The sequence below is a fragment of the Cognaticolwellia aestuarii genome (assembly GCF_002000025.1).
Classification (GTDB): domain Bacteria; phylum Pseudomonadota; class Gammaproteobacteria; order Enterobacterales; family Alteromonadaceae; genus Cognaticolwellia; species Cognaticolwellia aestuarii.
Genome location: NZ_MUZV01000002.1, coordinates 293,590 through 318,652, shown reverse-complemented (window position 1 = coordinate 318,652; position 25,063 = coordinate 293,590). Strand labels below are relative to the sequence as shown.

Genomic DNA, 25,063 nt, shown 5'->3' with positions numbered 1-25,063 from the left:
CTAAATGTTTTCCTTAGCGGTATGTATAGTATTTTTAAAAGTTGAAAAGCTCGGTAATTTTGACAATGCCTTGGCATCAAACGCTACTTTTTTCACCTTTGTTTTATTATTTTGTGCTTCATTGAGTTCAGCAGCGCCAAACAGTAATGGGTAGTAAAATAGACGCAAGGCCTGATGATAATCTCGCACTTTTTGCTCGTATTTCATGGCAGCCAATGTATCTGTTTCTGCTATCGACGATAAAAGCTTTTGCGCCAACATCGGGGGAGAAATATAGGCAAAACGCTGAGCTAAATTGTTTTTTTCCAAAGTTGCATCGCGATATGCTGTTGACAGCGCTGCCGCTTTTTGGTCGCCAACTTGTTGAAAGGCGTAATACCACTTCCATTCAAATTGTGAACTCATTTCAGTGTTGTTTTTCCATTGCGGATGGGTTGCAATAAAAGGAGCCCAGGTGTCAGCAAACGGTAAATCCCAAGCATCATTAACCCCTTCACGTTGTGTTAATACGATTTCACCACCATTGGGGCTTTGCACCATTTCATCAATAGCGATATCGCTTACAACCGGCACCAATACGGCTACGCCAAGCCAAACCGCGAGTAACACTGAGGCAATTTGGGCTGAGCTCTGCTTAACAGCGACCTTACTGGCCGTAAACCAAAGCGTTAGTAGCATCCAAAATAGAATATGGCCGAGTGTAACCGCAATAACCTGCAGGGTAGACACAAGCGGTGCCTGCATAATTATCGCGCCGATAACAAATGGTAAGAGTAAAGCAATTGCTAAGGCCGCGCATAATACGCTAGCTCTTGAAAGCCAAAGACGTTGTTGCTTGCTCGCAGTCGCAATAAGTAAATCATAACGACCAGCTTCACGCTCTGCAGAGCGAAGGTCATGCAACAGTAAAATAACGAACAGCGGCAATAGCACACTGATCAAAAAAGCAAAGTCAAAGCGCCCCAAAAACGACAACTCTGGGTTATCGGAATCGGTTTCGTAAATTTGCCCTTCTAAAGCCAGCATGCGAATTCGATGCTTCCAAGGGTAGATATCGCGTTGTCCCATCGCTGCAAAAGCCATTGCTGAAGGCGCTGAATACGTTAAATGAAAACTGTAATAAGCGGCACTACCATAATCTGATTGTTTCGCCAGTACATTAGCTCTATCTATGGCATCTTTTTGTTGCAGTCTTTCAATAGTGCTTAATTGCGTATTGGTTTCGCTAATCCCAGACCAAACTGAAAATACAGATAGCAACAATACGATAGTTAATAGCGCGAAAAAGTAACGCTGTTTAACGAGAAAACGCGCTTCTCTGTTAATATTTGAAAATACTGACATCAGCTAATTCTCCTAACGGCAAATCTTAATAAAAGCACAATCAAACCACACCAAAAAAGTAACTGAAGCGCGTATATGGCGCTTCGCAACAATCTTGTTTGTGCTGTATCGGGCTTAAATGAAAACTCAGACAATACTTGCCAATTAGCAGCATCAACGCGTGCGGCTTTCGTTGCATCAGCATTCTTATTACGATTAGCGTCAGCTTCATAACTGAGGTTGTCTTGATGTACTTTGTTAAGTGATTGCACAAAGTCGAAGCGTAACTTTTCAGCTTCACGCAAAAATCTATGATGAGTTTCTAAACTTGTACCGGCAATTAACATTGAGAAAGAACGAATAGCGGTTGTCGGGGTTAACCAACCAAATTGTCGAGCAATATAAGCCTGTTCAAGCTCTTCTTGCATACGTTTTTCTGCAAATTGGTTCAGTATTTCAGTGAGTTTGTTTTCTGAATATTGCGCGACAGTTCCACGGAAATTAATCGGTAAGTCTTCCACCTTATCAACATTATATTTTGTTAGTAAGTTTTTCTTTAGTTGCTCAAATGCCGGGTCGCTAGCATCGTGTCCGTCGCCAAGCTTACGCAGCTCAGCTTTTACGGCAAAGTCGGCTTCTAGTTTACTTGGTGACGGGGCGATCGCCGCAGCACTAGAACTACCAATTCGAGGCAGTAAAATACATAAGACAATCCATAAGCTCACCAGAATGGCAAAGCTAGCACTGTTTTTTTGGTTTACCGCTGAAACCGCTAATACAATGCCGCACCAAACTAAAATATACAGAATATATCCAGCAACAAAACTGCTCGTGATCAGTGCTGACTCACCATTTATGCTAGCCCAAACAGCCGCAACAATTAGCGGTAGTAGCATCAAAAGCCCACTACTGACTAGGGCAAAATATTTACCTAGCAATAAATGCCATACATTAATCCCTTGAGTGATCATGATATTCAGGGTGCCGGCTTCTTTTTCTCGCGTAACGCTGGCGTAACCAATTAAAATAATAAACAACGGCACAAGTACTTGTAGTAAAAAACTAGGCGTTAAACTACTAAACCTTGTCATGCCGGATGCTTGGCGTTGATCAGCAAACATCGCAGTATTTTGTTTATGACCTTCAAGAAAGATTGACGTGCCGGTGAAGGCGTCTACGCCAGGTTCAATAATACTAAGTGCTGAAGGTGTACGAAAAACATAATGACCATAATGCACCATGCGATGCGGATGGCGGTCTGGCTGCTCTAAAAACTGTGCTTGTGCACTTTGCTGTAAATGTTCACGCTCATGACTTGCATGCTGCATTTCAAGGGTGTTAACAACGCCAGAAACAAGGGTTAATAAGGTACCTATAATAATAATGGTGGCGGCAAGCTTGGTTCGATGCCAAAAGCGCCACTCGTCTCGGGTGACTTGTTGAATAACACTCATTGCTGGCTTCTCGCAGAAAAGGCAGCGTGTACTTCTTCAGTATCAATATGTGCCTGGTCTTTACGCTCAAACATGCCAACAATTTTGCCATTATCGAGCAAGCCAATTCGGTGTGCTACTTGGCAGGCCCCGTACACATCATGCGTTACCATAAACACAGTTGCTCCATCTGCGGCTAACGTTGCAATTAAGCGGTTAAACTCGTCAATAGCATTAGGGTCTAGGCCTGAGGTGGGCTCATCCAGAAACAAAACCGGCGCTTCGCGAAGCAAGGCTAAGGCAATTGCAGTTTTTTGACGCATGCCTTTTGAGTAGTTCGACATAGGTCTGCACCAAGCACTTTTTTGTAGTGCTACACGCATTAAGGCTTGTTCGATATCAGGCGCGGATTTTTCAATATCAGCAAGTGATAAAAAGTACTTTATATTTTCAATGCCAGTTAAATGCCCGTATAGCATTACTGACTCAGGTAAATAAGCCACTTTTTGGCGAATTGAGTCAATGTCTTTTGATACCGACATCCCCATAACCGTAGCAGTGCCTGATAGCGGCGCAATGGTACCTAGAAATGTTTTCAAGGTAGTTGATTTTCCTGCACCATTACCGCCTAAAAGTGCAAATACCTCACCTTGTCCGACGTTAAAATTAACTTTATCTAACACAGTTTGTTGGGCAAAGCGTACACACAGTGATGACGCAACAATCATATCTTTTTGCATTTACTTCTCTATTCATATGTTGAAGAAACTACTGTTTTTGAACGGGTATCAAAAATTATCAGGAGGTTAACGTTTATTACTTATTTAAAATGTTATAACATAACAAATAATAAGTAAACTTAATCTAAATAAAAGTGAGAATGAGAATTGTTTTATGTAAAGGTAAGCTATGTTGCTACGTTTATAAAGCGCTGGTTTATTACTATGTGCTTGTTATCCGCTCATACAAGTTTCGCAGAGGATTTTGCAAAACATGATGAACTATTAAACTTTTCAAATACGGTTATTTCGCCTGGTACTCTGAAAAATATCACTTTAGAAATAGCCCAAGGAGCGAACGACCCCGCAAGTTTTATTCCGGTAACTGTAGTGCATGGCGCCAAGCCAGGGCCTGTTTTAGCGGTTGTTGCGGGCGTTCACGGATACGAATACACGTCGATCATCGCGGTTAACAAATGGATTGCTGCGCTTAATCCTAGACAAATGAGCGGCAGTGTTATTATTGTTAGGGTTGCGCATGTTCCGGCCTTTGAGGAACGCTCTATTTACGTAAACCCCTATGATCGCAAAAACCTTAATCGCAGCTTCCCAGGTAAAAAACATGGTAGCCAAACTGAACGCATCGCCTGGGCTATTTCAAAAAATGTGGTAGCAAAAGCCGATTTTTTAATTGATCTACACAGTGGCGATGGTGGCGAGTGGCTATCAGCTTTTGTTGGTGTTTATGGCGGGCCATTAGCGAGTAATTATCCTTTAGCTTTATCTGTAGCAAAAGGGTTTAATTTTCCAAACATTGTAAGATACAAGATGAATACCCAACAACAAATCGATACAAAGCGTTCGCTCAACAGACAAGGAGTAGCAGAAAAAATCCCTACTATATTAGTTGAAATAGGTGAAAATGGTTCGACAGCGACACAACACATTAATGCCATGTACACAGGGCTTAATAATAGCCTGAGCATATTAGGTGTTACAAAAAGCATCGCCGCGCCTAGTCGTGAAAATGTCGATTACTTTGAAGGCACCCGATCGGTGCCTGTTACGCACTCAGGGTTATGGTTTCCAAAAGGTCTAGGCGGACAATATATAAAAAAAGGTGATGTGCTTGGCGTACTAAAAGATTACTTTGGTCAAACCTTAGGTAATGTTATAGCCCCTAGCGATGGCTTTGCGCTTTATGGGCTAAAGGGACCGGCAATAAAAAAAGGTCAAAGTATCATGACCATCGCCCAACCGGTCAGCACATTGCAGTAGCAATGAATTTATCATGCAATAAGCTATGTGCCATCACACTACCGTACATAGCTATTTGATAGATTCGCTAGCAATTTTCTCTGCTGAGTTTACCTAGCTAACCTGAACTCTGGATAATGAGTGCTTGATATGCAGGTGAATCGAAAGCTTAGGTGGCAAAGTAAATGCGATAGCAAAGTGAACAACCTCACTAATAGACACCATCAATGCTTCATTTTGTGCCATTTCCGAGGCAAAACGTTGATCAATAACGCGCTATTAATCGACGTTTTAACGCAGATAATGGCTTAAAAGCGGGATTGAGCAAGTGCAGCTTAGCCAGCAGTTCAGGTTAACTAGGGGCTTTCTAGGGGGGATTTGCTAGCGGTCACTTGATAACTTTATCTTACTCGATTGATTTACCAATAGCTTACCTATTGCGGAATCAACCGCTATCAATTAACTGATATCAATTAACGACTAGCATTTTGATTGCTGAAGAACTGCTGTTTATTGCCACTAAAGCTGTCATAAAGCTCTTGATGCGCGGCTTTAGAGAAACTATCAGTACGTTGATCGTATTGTGCAATCCAGTCAATTAACATCGCCAAGTTAGCATCTTGTGCTGCCTTACTCTCATACTTATGAGCTTCCCACGGTCGATTTTTCGCATTATCGATACAAGACTCAATCGGTAAATTAAGAAATATAATTTCGCTACAATTTGTCAATATCGGTGCTAATAAATCACTGTAGCAACCTTCTATCACCCAAGCGTTATGTTGCTCAATAAAAGTCTTAATTTCTGTCATTGAAACATCAAGTTGTTGACGTTGCGGTAGCGATGTAGCTGAAGCAGCAGGTAACCAAGCTAAGGTGTCTAAATCCAAATGCGCAAGCTGCTCTTGCTTTGCTAGCTTTTTTGCTAAACTAGACTTACCCGAGGCTGAATTACCAAAAATAACGACTTTTTTTACTGATGTTGTATGGTTTGGCATAAATTGTCCTACGGTAAATCATTCATATTTTGTTTGCTTTGCTTAGCTTGAATAGCTTGGATAACTTGAATGGCTTAGTGAGTTTATTGACTTAATACAGAAAGTACTTTTACTCTGTCGGCTTTGCACTTTCATCATCAGATGAGTGAACCGCTTGCGCTTCTTTTGCCGCCATAGCCGCTCGTTCTGCCTTAGATATATACTTAGGCTTATTACTTTTTTGCTGCTTAGCATTCATTTTCTTAACTTTAGCTTTTAAAACTTGATTGATTTTCTTTTTACGATTCATAGTGCGGGTTTACTTATTTTGATGATTAATTTTAATATGAATGCCTGATTATAAAATTCAATCAGCTTAGTAAGCTGATTGAATTAACACACGAGCCAGTAAGGGTTATTTCGCTCAGGCTATTTAAGTAATGGATGATCAGCTGGTAACTGTTTGGCAATCCATAAAGCTAATTTGTGCTTCATACTTGCTAAATCTTCACCATCTTTTGGTAACGGTTGAATAAGTTTATCATTTACCAACAAACGATATAAGCTTTCAATTTTTTCTTTCGCAGCATTAGTGGCTGAAAAACCTTTGTAACCTCTATTTTTAGCGTAGCCTTCACCAATAACAATGGCTTTTTTTAACAGTTCGGCTTCATTTTTCAATTTTTTCATTGGCAGAGAGTGATCCTTTTTACCATTAATAACAAAACTTATGTATCAGGTCCTTTAAGTATTAGGCCCTGTAAGTATTAGCCCTTAAACGTTAAAGCTCAGGCCAACACTTAATAATCGAATAACTTTACGCGGGCATGTCTAAATAAAAGCCGTTAAGCTTATTACCATCTAAATCTCGAAAGTAGCCTGCATAAAAACCTGCCATTTCGGCGCGAGGGCCTGCGGGGCCTTCACATGTTGCCCCTAACTCAAGTGCTTTTTGATAGAAAGCATCCACCTCTGCTGTAGAGTTAAGTTGAATGGCAACCATAACACCATTACCAACACTAGCAGGCTGCCCATTAAAAGGTTTAGTAACAGCTAAACCCGGTTGCTCTGGGTCTCTTGACCAAGCTATAAACTGTTCAGTTTCTAAAAAACGCCCTGCCCCTATAGTGGCAAACAACTCGTCATAAAATGCCACTGCACGCGCTAAATCATTTGTGCCTAACGTTACGTAACCTATCATAGTGTATTTCCTTGTAGTGGTGTTTTAGTAATCAGACAGCATTGATTTATCAAACTGATCGGTTGATATAGTTAAATTTTTATTTTCTATGCGAGTATTTAATTCGCTGATATCTTTATTTAGTTTAGAAATTGTTAGTGTATTATCATCAAGTAAGTATATTTGATTTAAACTAGCATAATAAAATTGCAAAATTATCAAGGCATTAACATCTTCATTATCAGCTGCTGCTTTGATTTTTTTCAGTTTACGATAGATTAAATTTTGTTGCTGCTTTACTTGCCAAACATAATACACTTCACTAAAAAATGTACTGGTTCGTAATCGATGTAAAGCAAATACACAAGTTAGTAATGCCAATAATACGCCAAGAAAATTGTAGCGAAAATTACTCTCTGCTGTCGTTGCGCCATTTGCCGCTTCTTCAGTCACTGTACCCGAAACTTCGCCCGCAACTAATACTGATGGCTCTGGGCTATTGAACGTGCTGTCAGCAAATAGCATGATCAAGCCTTGTCCGTAGGCCAAAGCCAGAATAAGTAAACTTGTGATAAAGCTTACAATGATAATATTTAGATGTTTGCGATATACAGATTTTTCAATGTCTTTTAACTTCATGTCTTCATTTACTTCTTAAAGGTTATCAATAGTGGTGATTTTATGCACTTAAATAGCATCTGTTGCTAAGCCAGAATGGCGTTTTACTTGCTGACTAACACCAGTTTGCCAAACTTGTTGGTTACTCGCGATACTCAATTGCAGCTTTGCTCGCGTGATGCCAGTATATAGTAATTCTCGCGACAATAACTTATTGTCTTTTTGCTCAGGCAATACCATAGCAACATGATTGAATTCGCTGCCTTGGGTTTTATGGATGGTCATGGCATAAACAGTGTCAAACTTCGGTAATCGTGAAGGTAATATCCAGTCATAATCGCCATTGGCGTTCTCAAAAACTGCCATTAAGTGTCCTTGGCTATTACGCCACAATAAGCCAATATCACCATTAAAAACCCCTAAACGGTAGTCATTTTCGCTGATCATGATAGGTTGACTCGGATATAAAACATAATTGGAGTCAAAACGATTAGTTGCAATCGCATCTTTATCACGCAAAATATCAATCACCCGCGTGTTCAGATATTCAACCCCTTGTGGCCCTTTTCGAGTTGACGATAAAATTCGAAATTTTGCCAATAAAGCAAAAGCCTCTTCAATATTGTCGCATTGGCTTAACGGTAAGTAATATTGCTCAACAAGTGGTGTTAACCAAGTGTCAATATCACCCGATAACAAGCTTAGTTGCTTCTCATCACCTGCCGTCTCGCTCTGCTGCAATAATTGCCAGCTTGCTTGGTGTTGGCCTTTAATAACATAATTAGCCATGCGCCCAATAGCCCCTTCACCATCAAAGCGGCGACTTTTCATTAAAAAAGTTACGCAGTCAGCGTTACTGTATTGGCCATTGTCGTTAATCGATTTATTATCTTGAGTCAGGGTTTGGTAACCGGTGACTTGTGCGAGATAGTGATAATTATCAGGGCTATAGCCTGGATGAGGTCGTGGCGCAAAATCGGCTAAAACACTGCCAACAGCAACCGAAGGCAATTGATCAGCATCACCGAGTAAAATCACTTTTGTGCTTGCAGGCAAGGCACGAAAGATACGCGTCATCATGGGTAAATCAACCATGGAAACTTCATCAATCAGTAAAGTATCAATGGCCAGTAAGTTTTCTTGATGATGACGAAAGTTAACCTGTTCAGGAATAACCCCCAACAATCGATGAAGGGTTTGCGCCTGCTCAGGAATAAGGTCTAACACCTTATCGTCAATTTTACCGCGAAAGCCTTTGACTGCATCGGTGATCGACTCAGATAAACGCTGTGCTGCCTTGCCGGTTGGTGCAACTAACGCTATGCGCGGTAGCGTGCTTTCTTCACTTACCTCTCTATTGACATGAACACCCGCAAGCATCACTAAAGCCGCAAGTAATTTTGTCACAGTATAGGTTTTACCTGTGCCTGGGCCCCCGGCAATAATAGCAAAATCTTTATTCATGGCATTGGCTACCGCCACGGCTTGCCAATCAATTTCACTATTACCCGCTTCTTGCTGAGTTGCCAACTCGGGAAATAATGCCGCGATAATATTTTTTACCTGCTCAGCATCAATTTTGCCATTATGGGCGTTATCAGCAGTAACCTGAGAAGATATCATTCTACGCGCGGCGACAACTTGTTTTAATTCTTGCTCAAATTGATAGTAACGGCGTAAATAAAGCCGCCCGTGGCTGAGTACTATGGGCTGTTGCTCGCTTTCTATTAACGGCAATTGTGCTAATAATGCCCTTAGCGACTGAATATCACTAAATAAAAATCCAGTAACATGCTCTTTAGTCGCTTGGCTTATATGAGTATTAATGCTGCCACTGTGGTCTAAATTTGTGCCGTCACTAAAAAGTCGTTTACCTGCGACTTCCACCAACGGCAAGCAGCTATGTCCCTCTCTTAAACTCGCACTTAAGGCGATAAGTAAATGAAACCATTGTTGTTGATCAGCTTGTAGCTTTTCACTAAAACATGCGCTGGCTGAAGTACTTGGCGCCGTAAAGGCTATACTTTGGCTGATTTCTTTAGCAAAAAAATAGTCAACGGCCATTAAACCCACTAGATGACTTGCTGCTTGATTAAATGAACTATAAATTTCCATTGTTGAGTGATTGAGCTTATTGGCAAGTTCAGGCATGGGCACTTTCTCCGGCAAAAATATCATCTAACTGTTCTAATTCTGCCAAGGTTATTTGACGATAATAAACCCCACAACCATGATGCTCAGCTTGATCACTCATACCACGTAAATAAAGATAATAAATACCACCAAAATGTTGCTTAGGATCGTAATCGGCTAAGGCATATTTTAAATGTCGATGTAATGCCAAGGCGTAAATAAGATATTGTAAATCGTAGTGACTTTTCTCAATATTATGTCGCATAGCTGAATCATTGTAATCACTGTACTGATCCCCCAAATGGCTAGACTTGTAATCACAAACATAATATTTACCGTCGGCATGAAAAATTAAATCGATGAAACCATGCATCATACCTTTTAACTGCTGATAAGAAGGTAAATGGACTCTATGCCCATGCCGACTTGAGCTGACGCTATTAAGGGCATTGTCTTTACGGGTATTTCTATGTTCGGTCAGCAGTTTGGTTAATTGACTACTACTGGCTGAACGCATCGGGTAATAGAATTCAGTTTCACGTAAGGTATCTGACGGCTTAAGTTGTGCTAGTGACAAATCACGACTGTCAGTTAAAGGCGTATGTAATATGGCTTCTAACCATTGTATCAATCGTGCTTCACTATGTTCTTGTGAGCTTAATGCACTAACACCTTTCGCATCATCATTCACTTGTTTAACGGTATCTGCAGTTGCATCGATAACACCGTATTTAACCAGTGGCCAATGGCAACTTTTTTGCCAATCAGGGGCTGAAAAATCTGTTTGCTCTAAAATGTCATGTAATAAATTACCGGTTTGTGCACCTTTGGTTAAGGTAAAACGCAATTCTTGACTGTTATTGTTGTTAAGCGGATTTAAATGTGGGTTAAGGCTAGATTCTAGTTCGTTATCTCCAGCTGCCAATACACCATCTTGATTATCTCTATCCGGCGCAGAAACACCATTGTGACGTAAGTTTTTACTTAAGGCAGAAAATGAGCTTAGCCACCAATCACGTTCAATTTTACCGTTAAAACGCGCCACCGCTGGCTGCGGCTTCTCCGTGCTGGCAAGGTCGGAGCTAACCTTATTTTCGTGCTGATTAGCTAACTGATGATCTAACTGATTGTCAGTCGATTCATCAGACAAATAATTATCTAACACGGTAAGTGCTATTTCACTCGGATTGTCTTGTACCAATTGTTGTAAACTTGTCGCTATATCACTATCAGCAGTCCATTTTAAGGTTTTGCCTAAAGGCGATTTTTCAAAATGTTCAAAGCCCGTGCTGAGAATATAACAACGTTTCTCCGCACGAGTTACCGCCACATAAAGTAAACGAATAGCTTCTGCATAGGCTTCTTCAGCCATCGTCGCTCGCGCTGCTACGCTGCCATCTAAGCTATGCTGTAACACGCCATTTTCATCATGATATTCGATAAAACTGACATTACGGTTACCAAATTTAAGCGGATCTTTATGGCGGGTAGCAAAAGGCACAAAAACCACTGGATATTCCATGCCTTTCGAGCCATGTTGAGTGATAATACGGATCAGGTTTTCATCACTTTCTAAGCGTAGTTCGGCTTCAACTTCAGGGTTATCAATTTGGCTTTGTTGTTCAAACCAAAATAGCAACTCTTGTGGCTGACGATGACGTTGGCTTGCCCCTTGAAGTAATTCAAACAAATGTAACAGGTTAGTTAACATGCGATCGGCATTATTGTTGGCACCATAACTATCAGCATTATCGCCGACATCAATATGAAAATGTTGATGCATTAACTGCAACGCCATACTGATAAAGCCTTTGAATTGCCATTCATTACGCAGTTTCTCAAAACTAATTTTTAATTTTTGCCACTGCGGTTCATCATGCTGTAATTGTAATAATTTTTCACGATCAAAGCCCATTAACGGGCTAGCTAATGCCGCGGTATATAAGCGATCATTTTCAAGAAACAGTATGCCTTGCAGCACTTGTAATAAATGTTTGGTTTCATCACTTTGCAATAAGTTTGCCCGGTTACTCATAAACACGCTGGCTAAACCGCATTCATTTAATGCCTGTTTTATTGCCGCAGCTTCAGTGCCATCGCGTACTAATAGCGCAATATCACCACTGCCAATATTGGCATTTTGGCTCGCCAACAATCGAACTATTTCATTGGCACACCAGCTGGCCATATTCCCGCGGTAACTTTGCTTTACCGCTTTGGCTTTACCGTCTTTACTACTGCCTTCTTGTTCAACATTAAAATGAATAAATTGCAGCGCATTAAACTCGCTATCTGCAAACAGCTTTTCATGGGCATTAGGCGAGGCTTTCACCGGTAAATAAGGAATTTGATAGCCAAACACATCAACTGCATCAGCCGATAAGTCGTTACCATAAAACAAGCGATTATATCCGGTTACCATAGCAGCACTTGAGCGCCAATTAGTATCCATCAGCCATTGATAATCACAGTCGTTACGTGCTGACAGGTAGGCAAATATGTCACCACCACGAAAGCCATAAATCGCTTGTTTAGGATCGCCAATCATATAAAGCGCAGCGTTGGCTTGATGATAATAAATTGCTTTTAAAATAGAGAATTGTTGTGGGTCGGTATCTTGAAATTCATCAATTAACGCCACGGGAAATTGTGAAAAAATACTATTGGCTAATTCTTGATTAGGTTCATTCGCTAAGCAGTGATGTAAAGTACTGATCAAGTCATCAAAGCCCATGACATTGGCTTGTAGTTTTTTACGGGTGATTTCTGCCCTAATATGATAAATACCTGCTCTGACAACTAACAAGGCTTTGGCGCGGTTCAGTTGCTTTGCCAACTCCGGATGCTGTTTTTTAACTTGATTAACGCTAGCAAAAGCTTCAACTAATTCAGCTTTCAGTTTAGAGCGACCAAAGCGGCGACCATCAATAAATGCGTCGGGCATCTTACCGTGTTGACCTTCAACATCAGCCGAAAGTGCAGCTAGCCAAGTCAATAATTGGGCTAATTCTTGTTGACGTTTTTCTCGTTCAGTGCCCTTTTTAACCTCGATCAGTGCTTCAGTTAACAAGGTATTATTTGCCTGTAAACTGGCAATCGCTTGTTCAACTAAACCTTTAAATTCAACGCTAATATTTTCAGGATCTTGCACATGCAGGGCATTTTCTGTCGTTAAAGCCTTGGAGAATTGGTTAATAAAGCTATTCGGCTCAGACCAAAACTCAGCCACTAACCGAAAGTCTTGATTATTATTTTCATTGGTTAAGGCTAACACACGATACCAATCTTGGCAGGCTTCTAACGTAATGTCTTGGGTGTCTGTTTCCATCAGCGCATTAAAGCTGATACCGCTGGCAAAGGCGTATTGATTTAACACACGCTTACAAAAGCCATGAATGGTAAAAATGGCGGCTTCATCGATATAAAGTAAGGCCTGGGTTAATCTGGCTTTTACTTCACTCGCGCCGATACCTTTACCTAACAGATTGTTACTTAAGGTTTTAAAGTAGTCGTCTTCAACCACTAAACTGTCCCAACTGTGCAAACTTTCTCGAATAAAATCATCAATACGACCGCGAATTTCTTCAGTGGCGTCTTTGGTAAAGGTCATCACCAAAATTTGTTCTATCGGTAATTCGCGCTCTAATAACAGCCGAAGAAATATACGGGTAATGTTGTGTGTTTTACCGGTACCGGCACTGGCTTCAATTAAATGTTTGCCTTGCAATGCAATGGTATTAGCATTTAAATTTTTCATGGCTGTGCTCATGGCTGTACTCATGACAATGCTCCCGACTTGGCCGTTACTTTAACGGTCTGCAAAGCATCGAACATAGGTTGATACAATGCGAGTAATCGCGGCGATATGTCGTCAAAGTCGGGGCATTTTCGCCAAAAATACTGTATGTAAGGCTCATCACCAAAGGCTTGAAAGCTATTACTGTCAGTCCAAAACTGTTCAAACTGTGCTTGCTCAAACACTTTACTCTTTCGTACTTTTTCAGCAAGATCTCCGTTAAGTAACAACGGCTGATGTTGGCCTAAAAAGTAACTCGCCACTAAGCATAACAATTGTGTTTTTGCATCAACAAGTTCACTAAAATAAAATTGACTCGGTTTCTGACTTTTAGTGTCAAAGTAATAACCATGCGTTGCCGTGATAGCAGCAAATAACTCATGAGTTGCCGCATCAGTTTGCGCGACTTGAATAATCAATTGATGCAAATATAAGGTAAATAAATCTTTAGCTTTGGCACTGCTACTGCGATAAAACACCGCTTTGTTAGCCACTAAGGTTAGTTTAGTACTTAACGTTAAGCGTTGAGGCAACACGGCGGTTAATATAGCCAACTCGTCTGCTGAGAATACCCCCAGCGCTGTTGATGAGGTATTTTCTGAGCTGCCAGCAAGATTATTGCTGAGAAAGTGCGCTAAATTCAGCGTAACACTGCAATCGATCGGAGTCAGTATTAAGTCTTCACCTTGCGCCAGCTCAGTAATAATAAACTGACTAAAGTTTTCGCTGTCTTGTTGCCAGCCTTTTATTAGCTCATCGGTACTGGGTAGATCCGGCAAACTGCCCGAAAGTTTGGCACTGAGCAATAACTCCTGACAACTTTGCTTACTTTGTGTTGGTGCTAAATAATAACTAAGCAAGTCTTGTCTGAGCAGGTAACTATCAAGATGATTAGGGACAAAAGGTTCGACATCATTGATCAAGGTGTTGGTATTATCTAAATACAAATAAAGTGCCTTTTGCGCATAATAACGCCCTGGATGTTGATAAAAACGAATAAGTTCACTAGCGACCAAGTGCGCTTCACGAATCACTTCACTAGTTTCTGCATCAAATGGTTTATCTAGGCCAGTCTGCTCATTTATGTCTGTATCATCAGGCTTTATTGCTGTCGCTGGTGCTGGATTTTCTCGGCGTAAATTTAGCCAGTTGGCATCAAAGCTGGCAAATTGCCCTAAATAGTTTTGTTCACTAAACGCTTGCATCGGCAACTGCCTAACTTGGCTTAATGTATTAACTTCACTGTCACTGTTTAACCCAAGCAAATGCCAGCCATAGCCTCGCGCCAGGTACTCCATCAACTCTTTCAATACTAACGAAGGCTGACGATCTTTATTATTCTTAATGTTTTTACCTTGAAAACTTAAATATAAAGCTTGGCGAGCTGAAATTATCGCCTCTAAAAATAAGTACCGATCATCGCCACGGCGTGATCTATCGCCAAGTTGCGCCGGAGTTGTGGTCATTAAATCAAAACTCAGCGGTTGGCGTTGACGCGGAAATTCACCATCATTTAAGCCTAAAACCGCAATAATTTTAAACGGAATACTACGCATAGGCAGCATAGAGCAAAATGTCACTTGGCCAATCATAAATTGGCGACCTGGATCGGGCTGACTAAAGTGATTATTAAGAAAATCGCGAATAACCGCTAAACTAATATCAGTGTGGTAGCCCGCGTGCTGACAATATTCCACTAAAGATTCGATAGCCGAGCGGACAATAGCCAAACCATTATCATTTTCGTCATCAAACAGTTGCGTTAAAAGCTCAAACAAAAATTGCTGCCATTGCGTCGCACTGCGTGCTTTGGACATTTTGGCAGCGGTCAGTTGTAGTTGCTCAATAATTAACATTAACTTACCAAGCAATTCACTGTCGCTACCTTCAATTGTTGGTAGCAGCAGTTGGTTTTGATAAATAACATTGTGATCGGCAAAAGCAAAACCACGCATCAAGCGACTTAACCCTTGCTGCCAAGTAAAACTGTCAGTGGCGTCATCAAACGTTGTGGCTGAGCTTTGAGATAAAACTTGTTGTTTATGGGCCTTATCTAGGCCCCAATGTACTGCTGATAATTCAAGCCAATGCGTAATTTTTTCAATATCATCAAGGTTAATAGCAAAGCGAGCTTGCATAGCAGGCAAACGCAATAAGGCAATTAAACTTGACACTTGAAAGCGACTATCAGGCAAGGTTAATAATTGTGAGAATGCTGCCACTAAGGGCTCAGCGTCTTTACTAATACGATCGGCAATTGAGCATGGCAATGGCGGCACTTCATCAGCAATATCTTGCCAACCTCGAGTAAACACGGCATTAACGTAGGGTGCGTATTGCTCTACTTGCGGACACATCACGAGTACATCTTTTGGCGTTAAGCTTTTATCTTGATTAAATTGGTGTAATAACCAATCGTGTAAACCTTGTACTTCACGCAGCGCACTATGGGCACTGGTGATCAAAACTGAGCCGTCTACTTTTGGCGCCTCTTGATACATATTGGGCGTACGGTGACGGGCATCCAAGAGCGATAAAATATCTTCTTGCACACAGGCTAAAACACTCGCTTGCTTGCGTTCATCAAGACTTGGTTGGGCTTGCTCACTGCTTGCTTGCTCACTGTTTGCTTTCTCATTGTTTACTTGCTCAGTGGCTAAGTCGGCCATGTCAGCAACGGCTGACTCAAAGACGTCAATATTAATGGTACTGTATTGGTACAACAGCGCCATAAACTCACGCCCTTGCTGGCCTAAGTTAGCTAACAACGGGTTGCCAACTTGCAGGTTTACATCGGCTAAATCAGCACTTTCTTGGTGAGAAAAGTCGGTGCCTTTAAGCCAAGCTTCAATGGCATTTTTTTCTGTCACCACGTCCCCCCAATAAGCGTAACAGGGATTTAAATGAAAAAAGTGCACATCAATTTGCTGGCTAAGCGCATTGATAAATTCAAGCCAAAGCGGTGCCATGGCATTAATACCGAAAAACGATAAACGTTGTGGCAATATTTGCGCTTTTAGTTTTTCAGTATTGCTTAAATTCTTTATTGCTAACGCAACTAACTCACGAGGATCATAGGGTTGTTCACGCACCAGTAAATACCACAATTTACCTTGCCAAACCGCATTACTTTCAAGGCTCTGCCCACTCATATTTGAGCTCGAAGCGCTTGTTAAACCTGCTGAACTTGTATTGTCAGCTTGGTCAAAAGCGTTAAATACACCTTGATGCCAATCGTGGATCCACTCAGGACGGAATATTAAATATTGTTCATATAAATCAGCTAACTGACAAGCTAATTGATAACGCTTTAACTGCTCAGCATCACTGTAACTGCTATTTTCGCCGTCGTTGTCAGCGCTATTGGCTTGCCAATATTGAGTTGCGACTTGAAAGCACTCGTCACTGGTAACTTCACTTGAGGCCAGTAAGGTGTCAATTCGCCAAGCGAGAACTTCACGCGAATAAGGCGATTGCTCAGGGACATCTTCATCGCTGGCTAAGTTTCGAATTAAATTCCATAAAAACTGTGATGGCAGCGCATAGCGCATATTCATACTGATACCGCGTTGCTCAGCAAGCGACATATTCAACCAATGTTGCATACCAGCATTTTGTACGATAACAGTATCTTGAGCGAAAACAGGAAGTGGGGAAAGCTGCTGAATTTTATCAAGCAGAACTAATAAATTTTCCATTTTATTAGCAGGATAAAGATAGAACAAATGCGCACCTTTTTAGCCATTTTTCTTATGGTTAAATTTAACCACATCAAGCACAAGAACACTAGAGTCTGTTGAGTTTCACGGCTAAATTTTGTTTTGATTACAGTATTTTAATCACTGTGGGTGGTTTGTAGTCTTATCATGCTCAATAAACACCTCAAGTAAAGACGTAGCTCGATACATGAGGTGTTGGCCACTTTAGTGCTTAGCCTAATAGTTTAGGTTTTATTTAGACGAAATAATTTTCAAATATAACGTGCCGAGTACCGCAGCAATAACCGAGGCAATTAAAATAGCTGTTTTAGCATATTGTAATTGCTCGGCTTGTCCTGCAAAGCCTAATGTGGCGATAAAAGTCGACATAGTAAAACCAATGCCCGTTATCAATGATGCACCTATCACATGTTGAAAATTAACACGTTCAGGCAAGCTGCCAAGTTTAAACTTTAGGCTTAACCAACAAGCACTTGTGATGCCAATAAACTTACCCAGTACCAAACCTGAAATAATGCCTAAACCAACAGGATCTTGAACACTGTCAGTTAAAGAACTCAAGTTGACCACCACACCGGCATTTATCAAAGCAAACAATGGTAAAATAAACAAAGAAACTGGCAATTCTAAAGCATCTTCCCAGCGTCGTAGTGGCGTACTCGCTCGCTCTGCGACATCACGTACTTCAAGCACCTTTTCATGATCTTGCTTATTTGCCAAAACATCAACGGTTTCAGCACTTTTCTGCAACGAGTTTATTTTTGACTTAGCTTTGTTGAGTAATTTATCTGCGGCTAATTTAGGTCTAGCCGGAACAGTTAAAGCAATTGCCACACCTGCTACTGTTGCATGCACCCCCGAATTAAGCATCAGCAACCATGTCACCAAGCTGACAATAATATAAAATAGCGGTTGTCTTACGCCCGCATAGTTTGCCACAGCTAAAAAGGCAATCAGCGCAAAAGCCCCAGACAAGTAGCCTAGCGATATTTGCTCGGTGTAAAATATCGCAATAACTAATATGGCACCAATATCATCAACGATGGCGAGGCCAACAATAAAAGCCAACAAGCTAGCAGGAATATGTTTCCTGACGATGGTAAGCACACCCAGTGCAAACGCGGTATCGGTGGCCATAGGAATGCCCCAGCCGATTTGTGAATCTAAAGAGTAGTTAAACAACGAATAAATCAGTGCTGGAAAAATCATACCGCCCAAAGCACAAAAAATCAGCATACGACGATTTTCAGGCTCTGCAAGATCGCCAACGAGCACTTCGCGTTTGATCTCAAGACCGAGTAAGAAAAAGAATATCACCATCAAGCCATCATTTATAATGTGCTTAAGTGAGGCTTTAAATTCAAAATCGCCAAAAAACATACCAATTGGCGTATGGACTAAATTAACATATGTTGCTGAATAAATTGAGTTTGCCCACCACAAGGCGACGAGTGTTGATAGTAGAAGAAATAAACTGGAGGTGGTTTGGGCACGAATAAAACTGGAAAGTGGTGGCTGAATGTTCTCTAAACCACGTTGTAATAAATTTTTATCTTTGTTGGTCATCGAATCTCCTGAATGATCTAAATTAATTAGAAAAATGGGAATTAGCATAATAGCGTTATAGTTATGCCAACGATTTACCCTACTAAGGTATAAACTTAGCATAATAAATGCAAATATTTCTCATTAATGTCCCTATATCGGTTTCTCATTCATGTATCTAGTTCGAGAGTAGCCAACAGGCAAAATTTAATCGAAGCGCATGGTTATTCTCGTTAACTATCAATGTAGTATGCGGCAGTTATCCAGGGTAGAAGGATATAACGGGTTAGCGGAATATATGAACTGAGCGCAAAGCAGAAAGCCACTTTTAGTTATGGTTGCCTTTAAATAATGAATACTCAGTAACTCGCTAAGCAATGCGCTCAGCAATACGCTCAGCAAGTGCTTATCTTACCGATAAATCTTTACATAGCCAGACTCACCAGCATCAATTACTTTATGCCTAATTTTGCTAACCACAAATGCCAACGTAAACGTCGGTAGTGGTATTTTAATATGCTCAAATCATGATTCAATGATGACTTATTATGCTCATCGCTGCTATTTTGATAAGAATATTTTTGAAAACAATCCGATATAACAGCAAAGTCTACTAATAATTCAGGACGATTTTCACCAATAAATGCCGTAAATTTTTCGCCGGTCATCGCGTGCTCTTTCACCACATTATGTTGCGACATTAACGCTAATGTTTTCAAATATAGCTGTTTAATTTCATGATGTTTTTTACCTCTAACGGCCGATACTTTATAAGCGATTATTAGCAAGACAACACTAGCCAAGCATAGCAAAAAATATTCCATAACTTTGCCTTGTGTTAAGCGCGTTAATAATTGTTTCATCAGCTGAGATTGCTTTTGCCCTGTGTAACCAATTACCCAGCGAGTCCACTGATAATCAATGGCTTCAATTTGCATTTTAAGTTGTTTATACCACTGCATCGTTTTTAACGGCTGCATGGAAAACATTCCTGATGATAAGTCAGCATATTGCTGCATTAAGTCACTTGAAAAGCCTCTTTCTACCCGCTCAGGATCAACAGCAGCTGTTGGATCGACTCGCTGCCAACCTTGCTCAGGCAACCATACTTCTGTCCAAGCATGCGCATTGCGCTGATAGACACTTAAATAATTGCCATTTGGGTTAAATTCTCCCCCTAAATAACCAACAACCATGCGAGATGGTATGCCAGCAGCACGCATAAGGTATGTAAAGGCACTAGCATAATGTTCACAAAATCCAGCCCGAGTTTGAAAATAAAATTCATCTAAACTGTTGTTTTGTATACTAGGTGGTTGCAAAGTGTAGTAATAGTTGTTTTGATTAAAATCAGTTAACAGCTGATTAATTAACGCCCTATCATCACTATAACGTTGTCGTAGCTGTTGAGCTTTTGCTGTTAACTTGGGGTTAGATTGGCTATTTAAAGACAAATTCAACGACCGCATGCTAGGCGTTAACTCAGGTGCGAGTATTGTCTCGGGGTAACTGGTAACTTGATAGCTTATGGTCTGGCTAATAATGCCATGATAGAACAAAGCAAAATCACTGCGCTGGCCGATATTGGCTTGTTCACTGGTTGCAAAGTCGAGTGCAAATAACCACGACTGAAAGCTAGGCTCCGCAATCACCTGATATGCGATGCCTTCGCCACGCAATACAATATTTTCTACGTTGCTGGCATTGCTTAAGTGGGCCAAATTATTACCCTGCTGTTGTCTTAGCCTGTTACTTTGTGCTGCCTGCTGCCAAGTTATACCATCAAAGTCATCTAACACTAATGCTCGCCAATACAATTGCGCATGCGCAGGGCTGCTATTTTCAAAACTTACTCGAAAGGCTAGCTCATTTGACAAAGCTAACTGCGCGATATCACCAATTTTAACCTGATCAGAAAGCCCAACTTTCGCTGCTTTTGCCTTAGGTACCTGCCACAAAGGACTTAACTTCGGAAAAGCAACAAAGAGTACAACGGCAAAAGGAATAGCATATAAACTCAGCTTAATGAGCAATTTAATTTGTGTTAACAGCAACATAGACGGCGCAAAAAAGCGCAGTAAGATAATAAAATTAGCAAAAACCAACACAATTACCGCTAATGAAAAGTAAATAGATTGCACAAAAATCAATGATGACGTAGCAACAAAAACGCCTAAAACCACTACTTGATATAGATCTTTACGTTTCGTTATTTCAAACACTTTTAAACTATATGCAAAACATAATAAATGAATCATGCTTAGCAATAACCCTAGCTCGCGCCCAGCTATAGCAATAGCCACACTGCCCGCTATCGCTAATAATAAAATAGCCCAAGAGGGCAATATTGATGGCGCAGAATAATAACAGGAAGTTTGATTTATAGACGCGTTTAACAAGGCTTGTCGCATGGCCTTAACATGCACAACAAATTGTGTTGCTAAAGCGATACTCGCAAATAGTATATACAACCAATGAAACTGGGTAACTAAGGTCAAAAGGTTAAGAAGTTGTAACACTAATAAAGCAAAAAATAGTTTACTGTTTAGTATGATCGACTTACTACTGTGCTTATTACTATTTTTACTTTTAGCGTTACTCATACCCCTCCCGTTCATCACCGACCTAACTCAACATTTAGCAAAAATTCATTAATTCGTTTACTCTTTCTGGTAACTATTTTTATTAACTTTTGATAGCCAAACAGCGTCAATATCCAAATTAATAATATGCTAATGCTGCTAAGCATTTTAAGGTGTGCTGTGCACTATGTTGATATTCAATACTTTGGTTTGGCAACTTCAATGAAAAAGCAATTTGCTGCTCATTACAGTCTTTAATCACATAACTTAACCAACTTAAGCGTTGCTCAATATTGCCGGCAGGTAAGTGCTCAAGATCAAGCTGTAATTTAGCCGATAACGCTTGTTGATATTGCTTGGTTAACCAGCCTTGTCCTCGGGCTACTTGTTTCCATGCTACGCGACTAAAGGGCTCACCAAGCTGATAATGACGCAGTTGATGAAACTCATCTTGACCAGATTGAAAACTATCTTGATAACTCGCGACATTATCATTTAATGCTTCACTGCTCGCGTGTTGACCTAGCTCAGACCAAGCAAACGCAATCGGCTTTGGATACGCTGTAATATGTTGTGCAAAGTCGAGCCGAGTCCAGGTTTTAAATAAGCCAAAGCCGTACTCACTGATAATTAACATTCGGCCAAGCGGATAGTGGCCGCGTTTTTCTACTTGATAAGGCACCCTAACTTGATTTTCACCTACCACGAGTTGCTCAAAGGTTACGCCTAGCAATTTGCTTTCACGCTCAGTGTTATGGCTCTTATTGCTTGCTATGTTGGCTGACTGTTCAAAAGAAAAGCGGATACTGAAACGGTTTTTTTTACTCCTAACCACCAGAGGAAAGTACAATGATGAACCAACAAAGCCCTGCAATGAATGACTTGCGTGAAATTGTAAACCAGCAAGATTGAAAAAACTGTGGTGCAACACAACAATAAAAAAACTCACAAGCAAATAGCTGAGTAAAATGATGACATTATTTTGATAATTTGTGCCGAGTAGAAATAACAGCAACATAAATAAAACAAAACAAGCACCAAAACGTGTTGGCATAATAAAAATATTACGATAATTTATTTGTTGCAGTGCGCCTTGAGGAATACGTCGTGATAGCCACACGTTAACTCGCTTGTTAATAAACGCTTGCAGTGGTGTTATTAGCGCCGAAAAAGCACTTTTTTTTGCTTTATTGGTCAAACAGTGCTCCTTTTATTCACATGCAAAACTTAATAAATCGACTGAGCTGTATTGTCCTAAGGTAGTGGATTGATAGGATCAACTTGCGACAGTATGTGCTGAGACAACTCATTAGCTTCATCAAAAATATGATGTTGCTGTGGTGCTAATCTATGTTCACAAACCGGCGAAAATACCGCTTGAATATCATCAGGAATAACATAATCACGATTTTCCATAAATGCCCATGATTTAGCTGCAGCTAACAAAGCTTTTCCTGCGCGTGGTGATAATGCTTTTGCTTGTGATTCTGCCTGCCTACTTACTCTACACAGTGCAATAACATAATCGATAATTGCCGGCGCTACAGTAATCTGACTGATATGCAGCTGTATTTCACGTAACTGCTCAACCGTTAAAAATGCTTTAATATCAGTTGTATCACGGTGGGAGCTTGTTGCCTGTAATATTTTTCGTTCTGCGTCTATGTTAGGAAAACCTAATGAAAGCCGCATCATAAAACGGTCTAGTTGTGATTCAGGCAGCGGGTATGTGCCAGCATGCGACATAGGATTTTGTGTGGCAATAACAAAAAAAGGCTCAGGCAGCTGATGTGTAACACCATCAACACTGACCCGCCCTTCTTCCATGGCTTCTAGTAACGCACTTTGGGTTTTAGGGCTTGCTCGGTTTACTTCATCAGCAAGAACTACTTGGTTGAATATAGCCCCTGGGTGCAAAAGAAATGACTTCGTCACATCATCAAAAATTGCAATACCAATAACATCGGCTGGCATTAAATCAGAGGTAAATTGAATACGTTGATATGACAAACCTAAGGTTAAAGCCAGAGTGTTTGCCAGTGTTGTTTTCCCCATCCCTGGTAAGTCTTCAATTAAAATGTGACCTTTAGCAAGTAAACAGCTCAAGGCTAACTTCACTTGGTGTGGCTTACCAATCACTACCGATTCAATTTGAGCCAAAATATTGGCAACTGCCGTTTGCATATATTGATATCTCCACAGTAATAGCCAGCTATCTCAGAAGGTACTGCCTTAGTCATAATTTACCGGCTTAGTTGCCAGAGTATAAGACTATCAGCATAAGTAATTTTCACCCCAATACCAAGAAAATAACCTTAATATGATGGCAAAACAGCATGCAAACAACAAAATTTATCTCATTTAAGTTCAGCTTTAGCAAACTAAAAACGTGATGAAATGTGCGATAGATCACTAAAGCCAGTAATTGAGCAAACACTATGGTTTTAAAAGCAAAGTTGAAATCAAGAAAAGCGTAATTGAATGGAAATTCCCGGATAAAACGTGCGCTTATTTGACCTTAGTCAACGACCGACAATAAAACTTTATGTCATGCTAGCAAAACGGTGTGATCCAATACACCTGTTCAGAAATAAACATTGGCTATTAGCTTATAGCTTTTTTAAATGCTGCAGTGTCTTTTGCAACTAAAGGTAAATAAATATGCGCGAATATTACGCGCGTTTTGGGGTAAGTTATGGATATAGATTTTAGCGAAATAAACTATTTAGTTGACCCATGTAGTCGTACATTACATGCCGACTACCAACAGTTTTTGCTATCGCTAATTGGCCTTACCGTTATAGATATCACAGGCGAGAATACCAATGAATGGCGCGTTATATCAACATTATTGCATGGTAATGAACCTTCAGGGTTAATTGCTGTACATCGATGGCTAACCACGGAAAACTCATTACCTCGACCTAAAACAAACATTCGTATTATTATTTCATCGGTTGAAGCTGCTACACATCAGCATTTATTTAGTCACCGATACTTACCGGATGGTGTTGACTTGAATCGTTGTTTTAACGAACAGGCAATAAGAAACAGTAAAGATGGCGAAAACAAATATATTGACGGTTATATTCAGCGGGCAAAGTTAATAGAGGCAGCAATAAGAGAAGTTAACCCAAGATCAATTATCGATTTGCATAATACGTCTGGTAATGGTCCAGCGTTTGCTGTTAGTACCTTGATCAGTCCAAATGTTTTATCACTTGCTTCTTATTTTTGCGACACCTTGATTCTGTCTGATATTAGCATTGGCGCAATGATGGAATTAGACTTTTCTTGCCCTGTGGTAACAATCGAATGTGGTGGCAGCGCAGATGACCAGTCACACGAAGCTGCATACAATGGTATTAAACAATTTGCCCAATGTGAGTGTTGCTGCACTTTACCACAAGATAAAGCCGTACAAATTCTTTATAAGCCCTTGCGATTAGTAATTAAAGATCAACGAAAGCTTTCATTTAGTGAACATGATGAAAGCTATAGTGGTGTAACCCTTAGAAAGAACATTGAGCAGTTCAATTACGGTGGCTGCTGTGAAGGACTATTACTAGGTTGGCTAGATGATAATGGCTTAGAAAACCTAGAAATGCTCAATGACCAAGGGGTTAATGTCATCGAAAATTACTTTAGAGTGGATGACAACAAGTTGGTTTGTGCCACCAGCATAAAAATTTTTATGGCGTCAAATCAAAGTGACATTGTGCGCTCAGACTGTCTGTTTTATGTGGTTAACAACGTCAATAATCACCTTTAGTAAAAACTT

Annotated in this window: 17 protein-coding genes; 2 read left to right on the top strand and 15 right to left on the bottom strand. The window is 40.5% G+C overall.

The annotated features are described in order from the left end of the window. Genes B0169_RS04640 through B0169_RS04630 form a run of 3 tightly spaced genes read right to left on the bottom strand, consistent with a single transcriptional unit; the run spans position 1 to position 3,496 of the window. Positions 1-1,344, bottom strand: coding sequence for a DUF3526 domain-containing protein (locus B0169_RS04640; RefSeq protein ID WP_077284786.1), 1,344 nt, complete (start codon positions 1,342-1,344; stop codon positions 1-3). Continuing rightward, positions 1,344-2,777, bottom strand: a complete 1,434-nt coding sequence (locus tag B0169_RS04635; RefSeq protein WP_077284785.1) for an ABC transporter permease — start codon at positions 2,775-2,777, stop codon at positions 1,344-1,346. The genes B0169_RS04640 and B0169_RS04635 overlap by 1 nt, the downstream gene beginning before the upstream one ends. Continuing rightward, positions 2,774-3,496: an ABC transporter ATP-binding protein gene (locus B0169_RS04630; protein WP_077284784.1), complete on the bottom strand. Its 723-nt coding sequence runs from the start codon at positions 3,494-3,496 to the stop codon at positions 2,774-2,776. Before B0169_RS04630 ends, B0169_RS04635 begins: the two co-directional genes overlap by 4 nt. Positions 3,497-3,700: 204 nt before the next feature. On the opposite strand from B0169_RS04630, the gene B0169_RS04625 reads away from it, so the two are divergent. Then, positions 3,701-4,753, top strand: coding sequence for a M14 family metallopeptidase (locus tag B0169_RS04625; RefSeq protein WP_077284783.1), 1,053 nt, complete (start codon positions 3,701-3,703; stop codon positions 4,751-4,753). Between the two features lie 452 nt (positions 4,754-5,205). Here B0169_RS04625 and B0169_RS04620 read toward each other — a convergent pair whose 3' ends face one another. The 12 genes from B0169_RS04620 to B0169_RS04565 form a co-directional block, all read right to left on the bottom strand. Next, entirely contained in the window at positions 5,206-5,730 is a 525-nt protein-coding gene (locus B0169_RS04620; protein ID WP_077284782.1) for a P-loop NTPase family protein, read from the bottom strand. 109 nt (positions 5,731-5,839) lie between these two features. Then, on the bottom strand, positions 5,840-6,019 hold the full coding sequence (locus B0169_RS04615) for a DUF2986 domain-containing protein (RefSeq protein ID WP_077284781.1): 180 nt from the start codon (positions 6,017-6,019) through the stop codon (positions 5,840-5,842). Between the two features lie 119 nt (positions 6,020-6,138). Further along, positions 6,139-6,399: a DUF5062 family protein gene (locus tag B0169_RS04610; RefSeq protein WP_077284780.1), complete on the bottom strand. Its 261-nt coding sequence runs from the start codon at positions 6,397-6,399 to the stop codon at positions 6,139-6,141. A gap of 127 nt (positions 6,400-6,526) precedes the next feature. Continuing rightward, positions 6,527-6,910: a VOC family protein gene (locus tag B0169_RS04605; protein ID WP_077284779.1), complete on the bottom strand. Its 384-nt coding sequence runs from the start codon at positions 6,908-6,910 to the stop codon at positions 6,527-6,529. 24 nt (positions 6,911-6,934) lie between these two features. Beyond that, complete coding sequence (locus B0169_RS04600) at positions 6,935-7,528, bottom strand: DUF3087 family protein (protein WP_077284778.1); 594 nt, start codon at positions 7,526-7,528, stop codon at positions 6,935-6,937. A gap of 48 nt (positions 7,529-7,576) precedes the next feature. Beyond that, positions 7,577-9,685 (bottom strand): exodeoxyribonuclease V subunit alpha, encoded by a 2,109-nt coding sequence (gene recD / locus B0169_RS04595; RefSeq protein WP_235838469.1) that lies wholly within the window; start codon positions 9,683-9,685, stop codon positions 7,577-7,579. Next, on the bottom strand, positions 9,651-13,421 hold the full coding sequence (recB, locus tag B0169_RS04590) for an exodeoxyribonuclease V subunit beta (RefSeq protein WP_077284777.1): 3,771 nt from the start codon (positions 13,419-13,421) through the stop codon (positions 9,651-9,653). The genes recD and recB overlap by 35 nt, the downstream gene beginning before the upstream one ends. Then, positions 13,418-17,161, bottom strand: coding sequence for an exodeoxyribonuclease V subunit gamma (gene recC, locus B0169_RS04585; RefSeq protein ID WP_077284776.1), 3,744 nt, complete (start codon positions 17,159-17,161; stop codon positions 13,418-13,420). Before recC ends, recB begins: the two co-directional genes overlap by 4 nt. 225 nt (positions 17,162-17,386) lie before the next feature. Then, complete coding sequence (gene nhaA / locus B0169_RS04580; RefSeq protein WP_077284775.1) at positions 17,387-18,721, bottom strand: Na+/H+ antiporter NhaA; 1,335 nt, start codon at positions 18,719-18,721, stop codon at positions 17,387-17,389. A 431-nt stretch (positions 18,722-19,152) separates the two neighbouring features. Beyond that, positions 19,153-21,303 carry a transglutaminase TgpA family protein gene (locus B0169_RS04575; protein ID WP_158077051.1) on the bottom strand — a complete coding sequence of 717 codons (2,151 nt, stop codon included), beginning with the start codon at positions 21,301-21,303 and terminating at the stop codon, positions 19,153-19,155. 118 nt (positions 21,304-21,421) lie between these two features. Further along, positions 21,422-22,480 carry a DUF58 domain-containing protein gene (locus tag B0169_RS04570; protein ID WP_077284773.1) on the bottom strand — a complete coding sequence of 353 codons (1,059 nt, stop codon included), beginning with the start codon at positions 22,478-22,480 and terminating at the stop codon, positions 21,422-21,424. A gap of 56 nt (positions 22,481-22,536) precedes the next feature. After that, positions 22,537-23,466: an AAA family ATPase gene (locus B0169_RS04565; RefSeq protein WP_077284772.1), complete on the bottom strand. Its 930-nt coding sequence runs from the start codon at positions 23,464-23,466 to the stop codon at positions 22,537-22,539. A gap of 511 nt (positions 23,467-23,977) precedes the next feature. On the opposite strand from B0169_RS04565, the gene B0169_RS04560 reads away from it, so the two are divergent. Further along, positions 23,978-25,054 carry a M14 family metallopeptidase gene (locus tag B0169_RS04560; RefSeq protein WP_077284771.1) on the top strand — a complete coding sequence of 359 codons (1,077 nt, stop codon included), beginning with the start codon at positions 23,978-23,980 and terminating at the stop codon, positions 25,052-25,054. Positions 25,055-25,063: the final 9 nt, after the last annotated feature.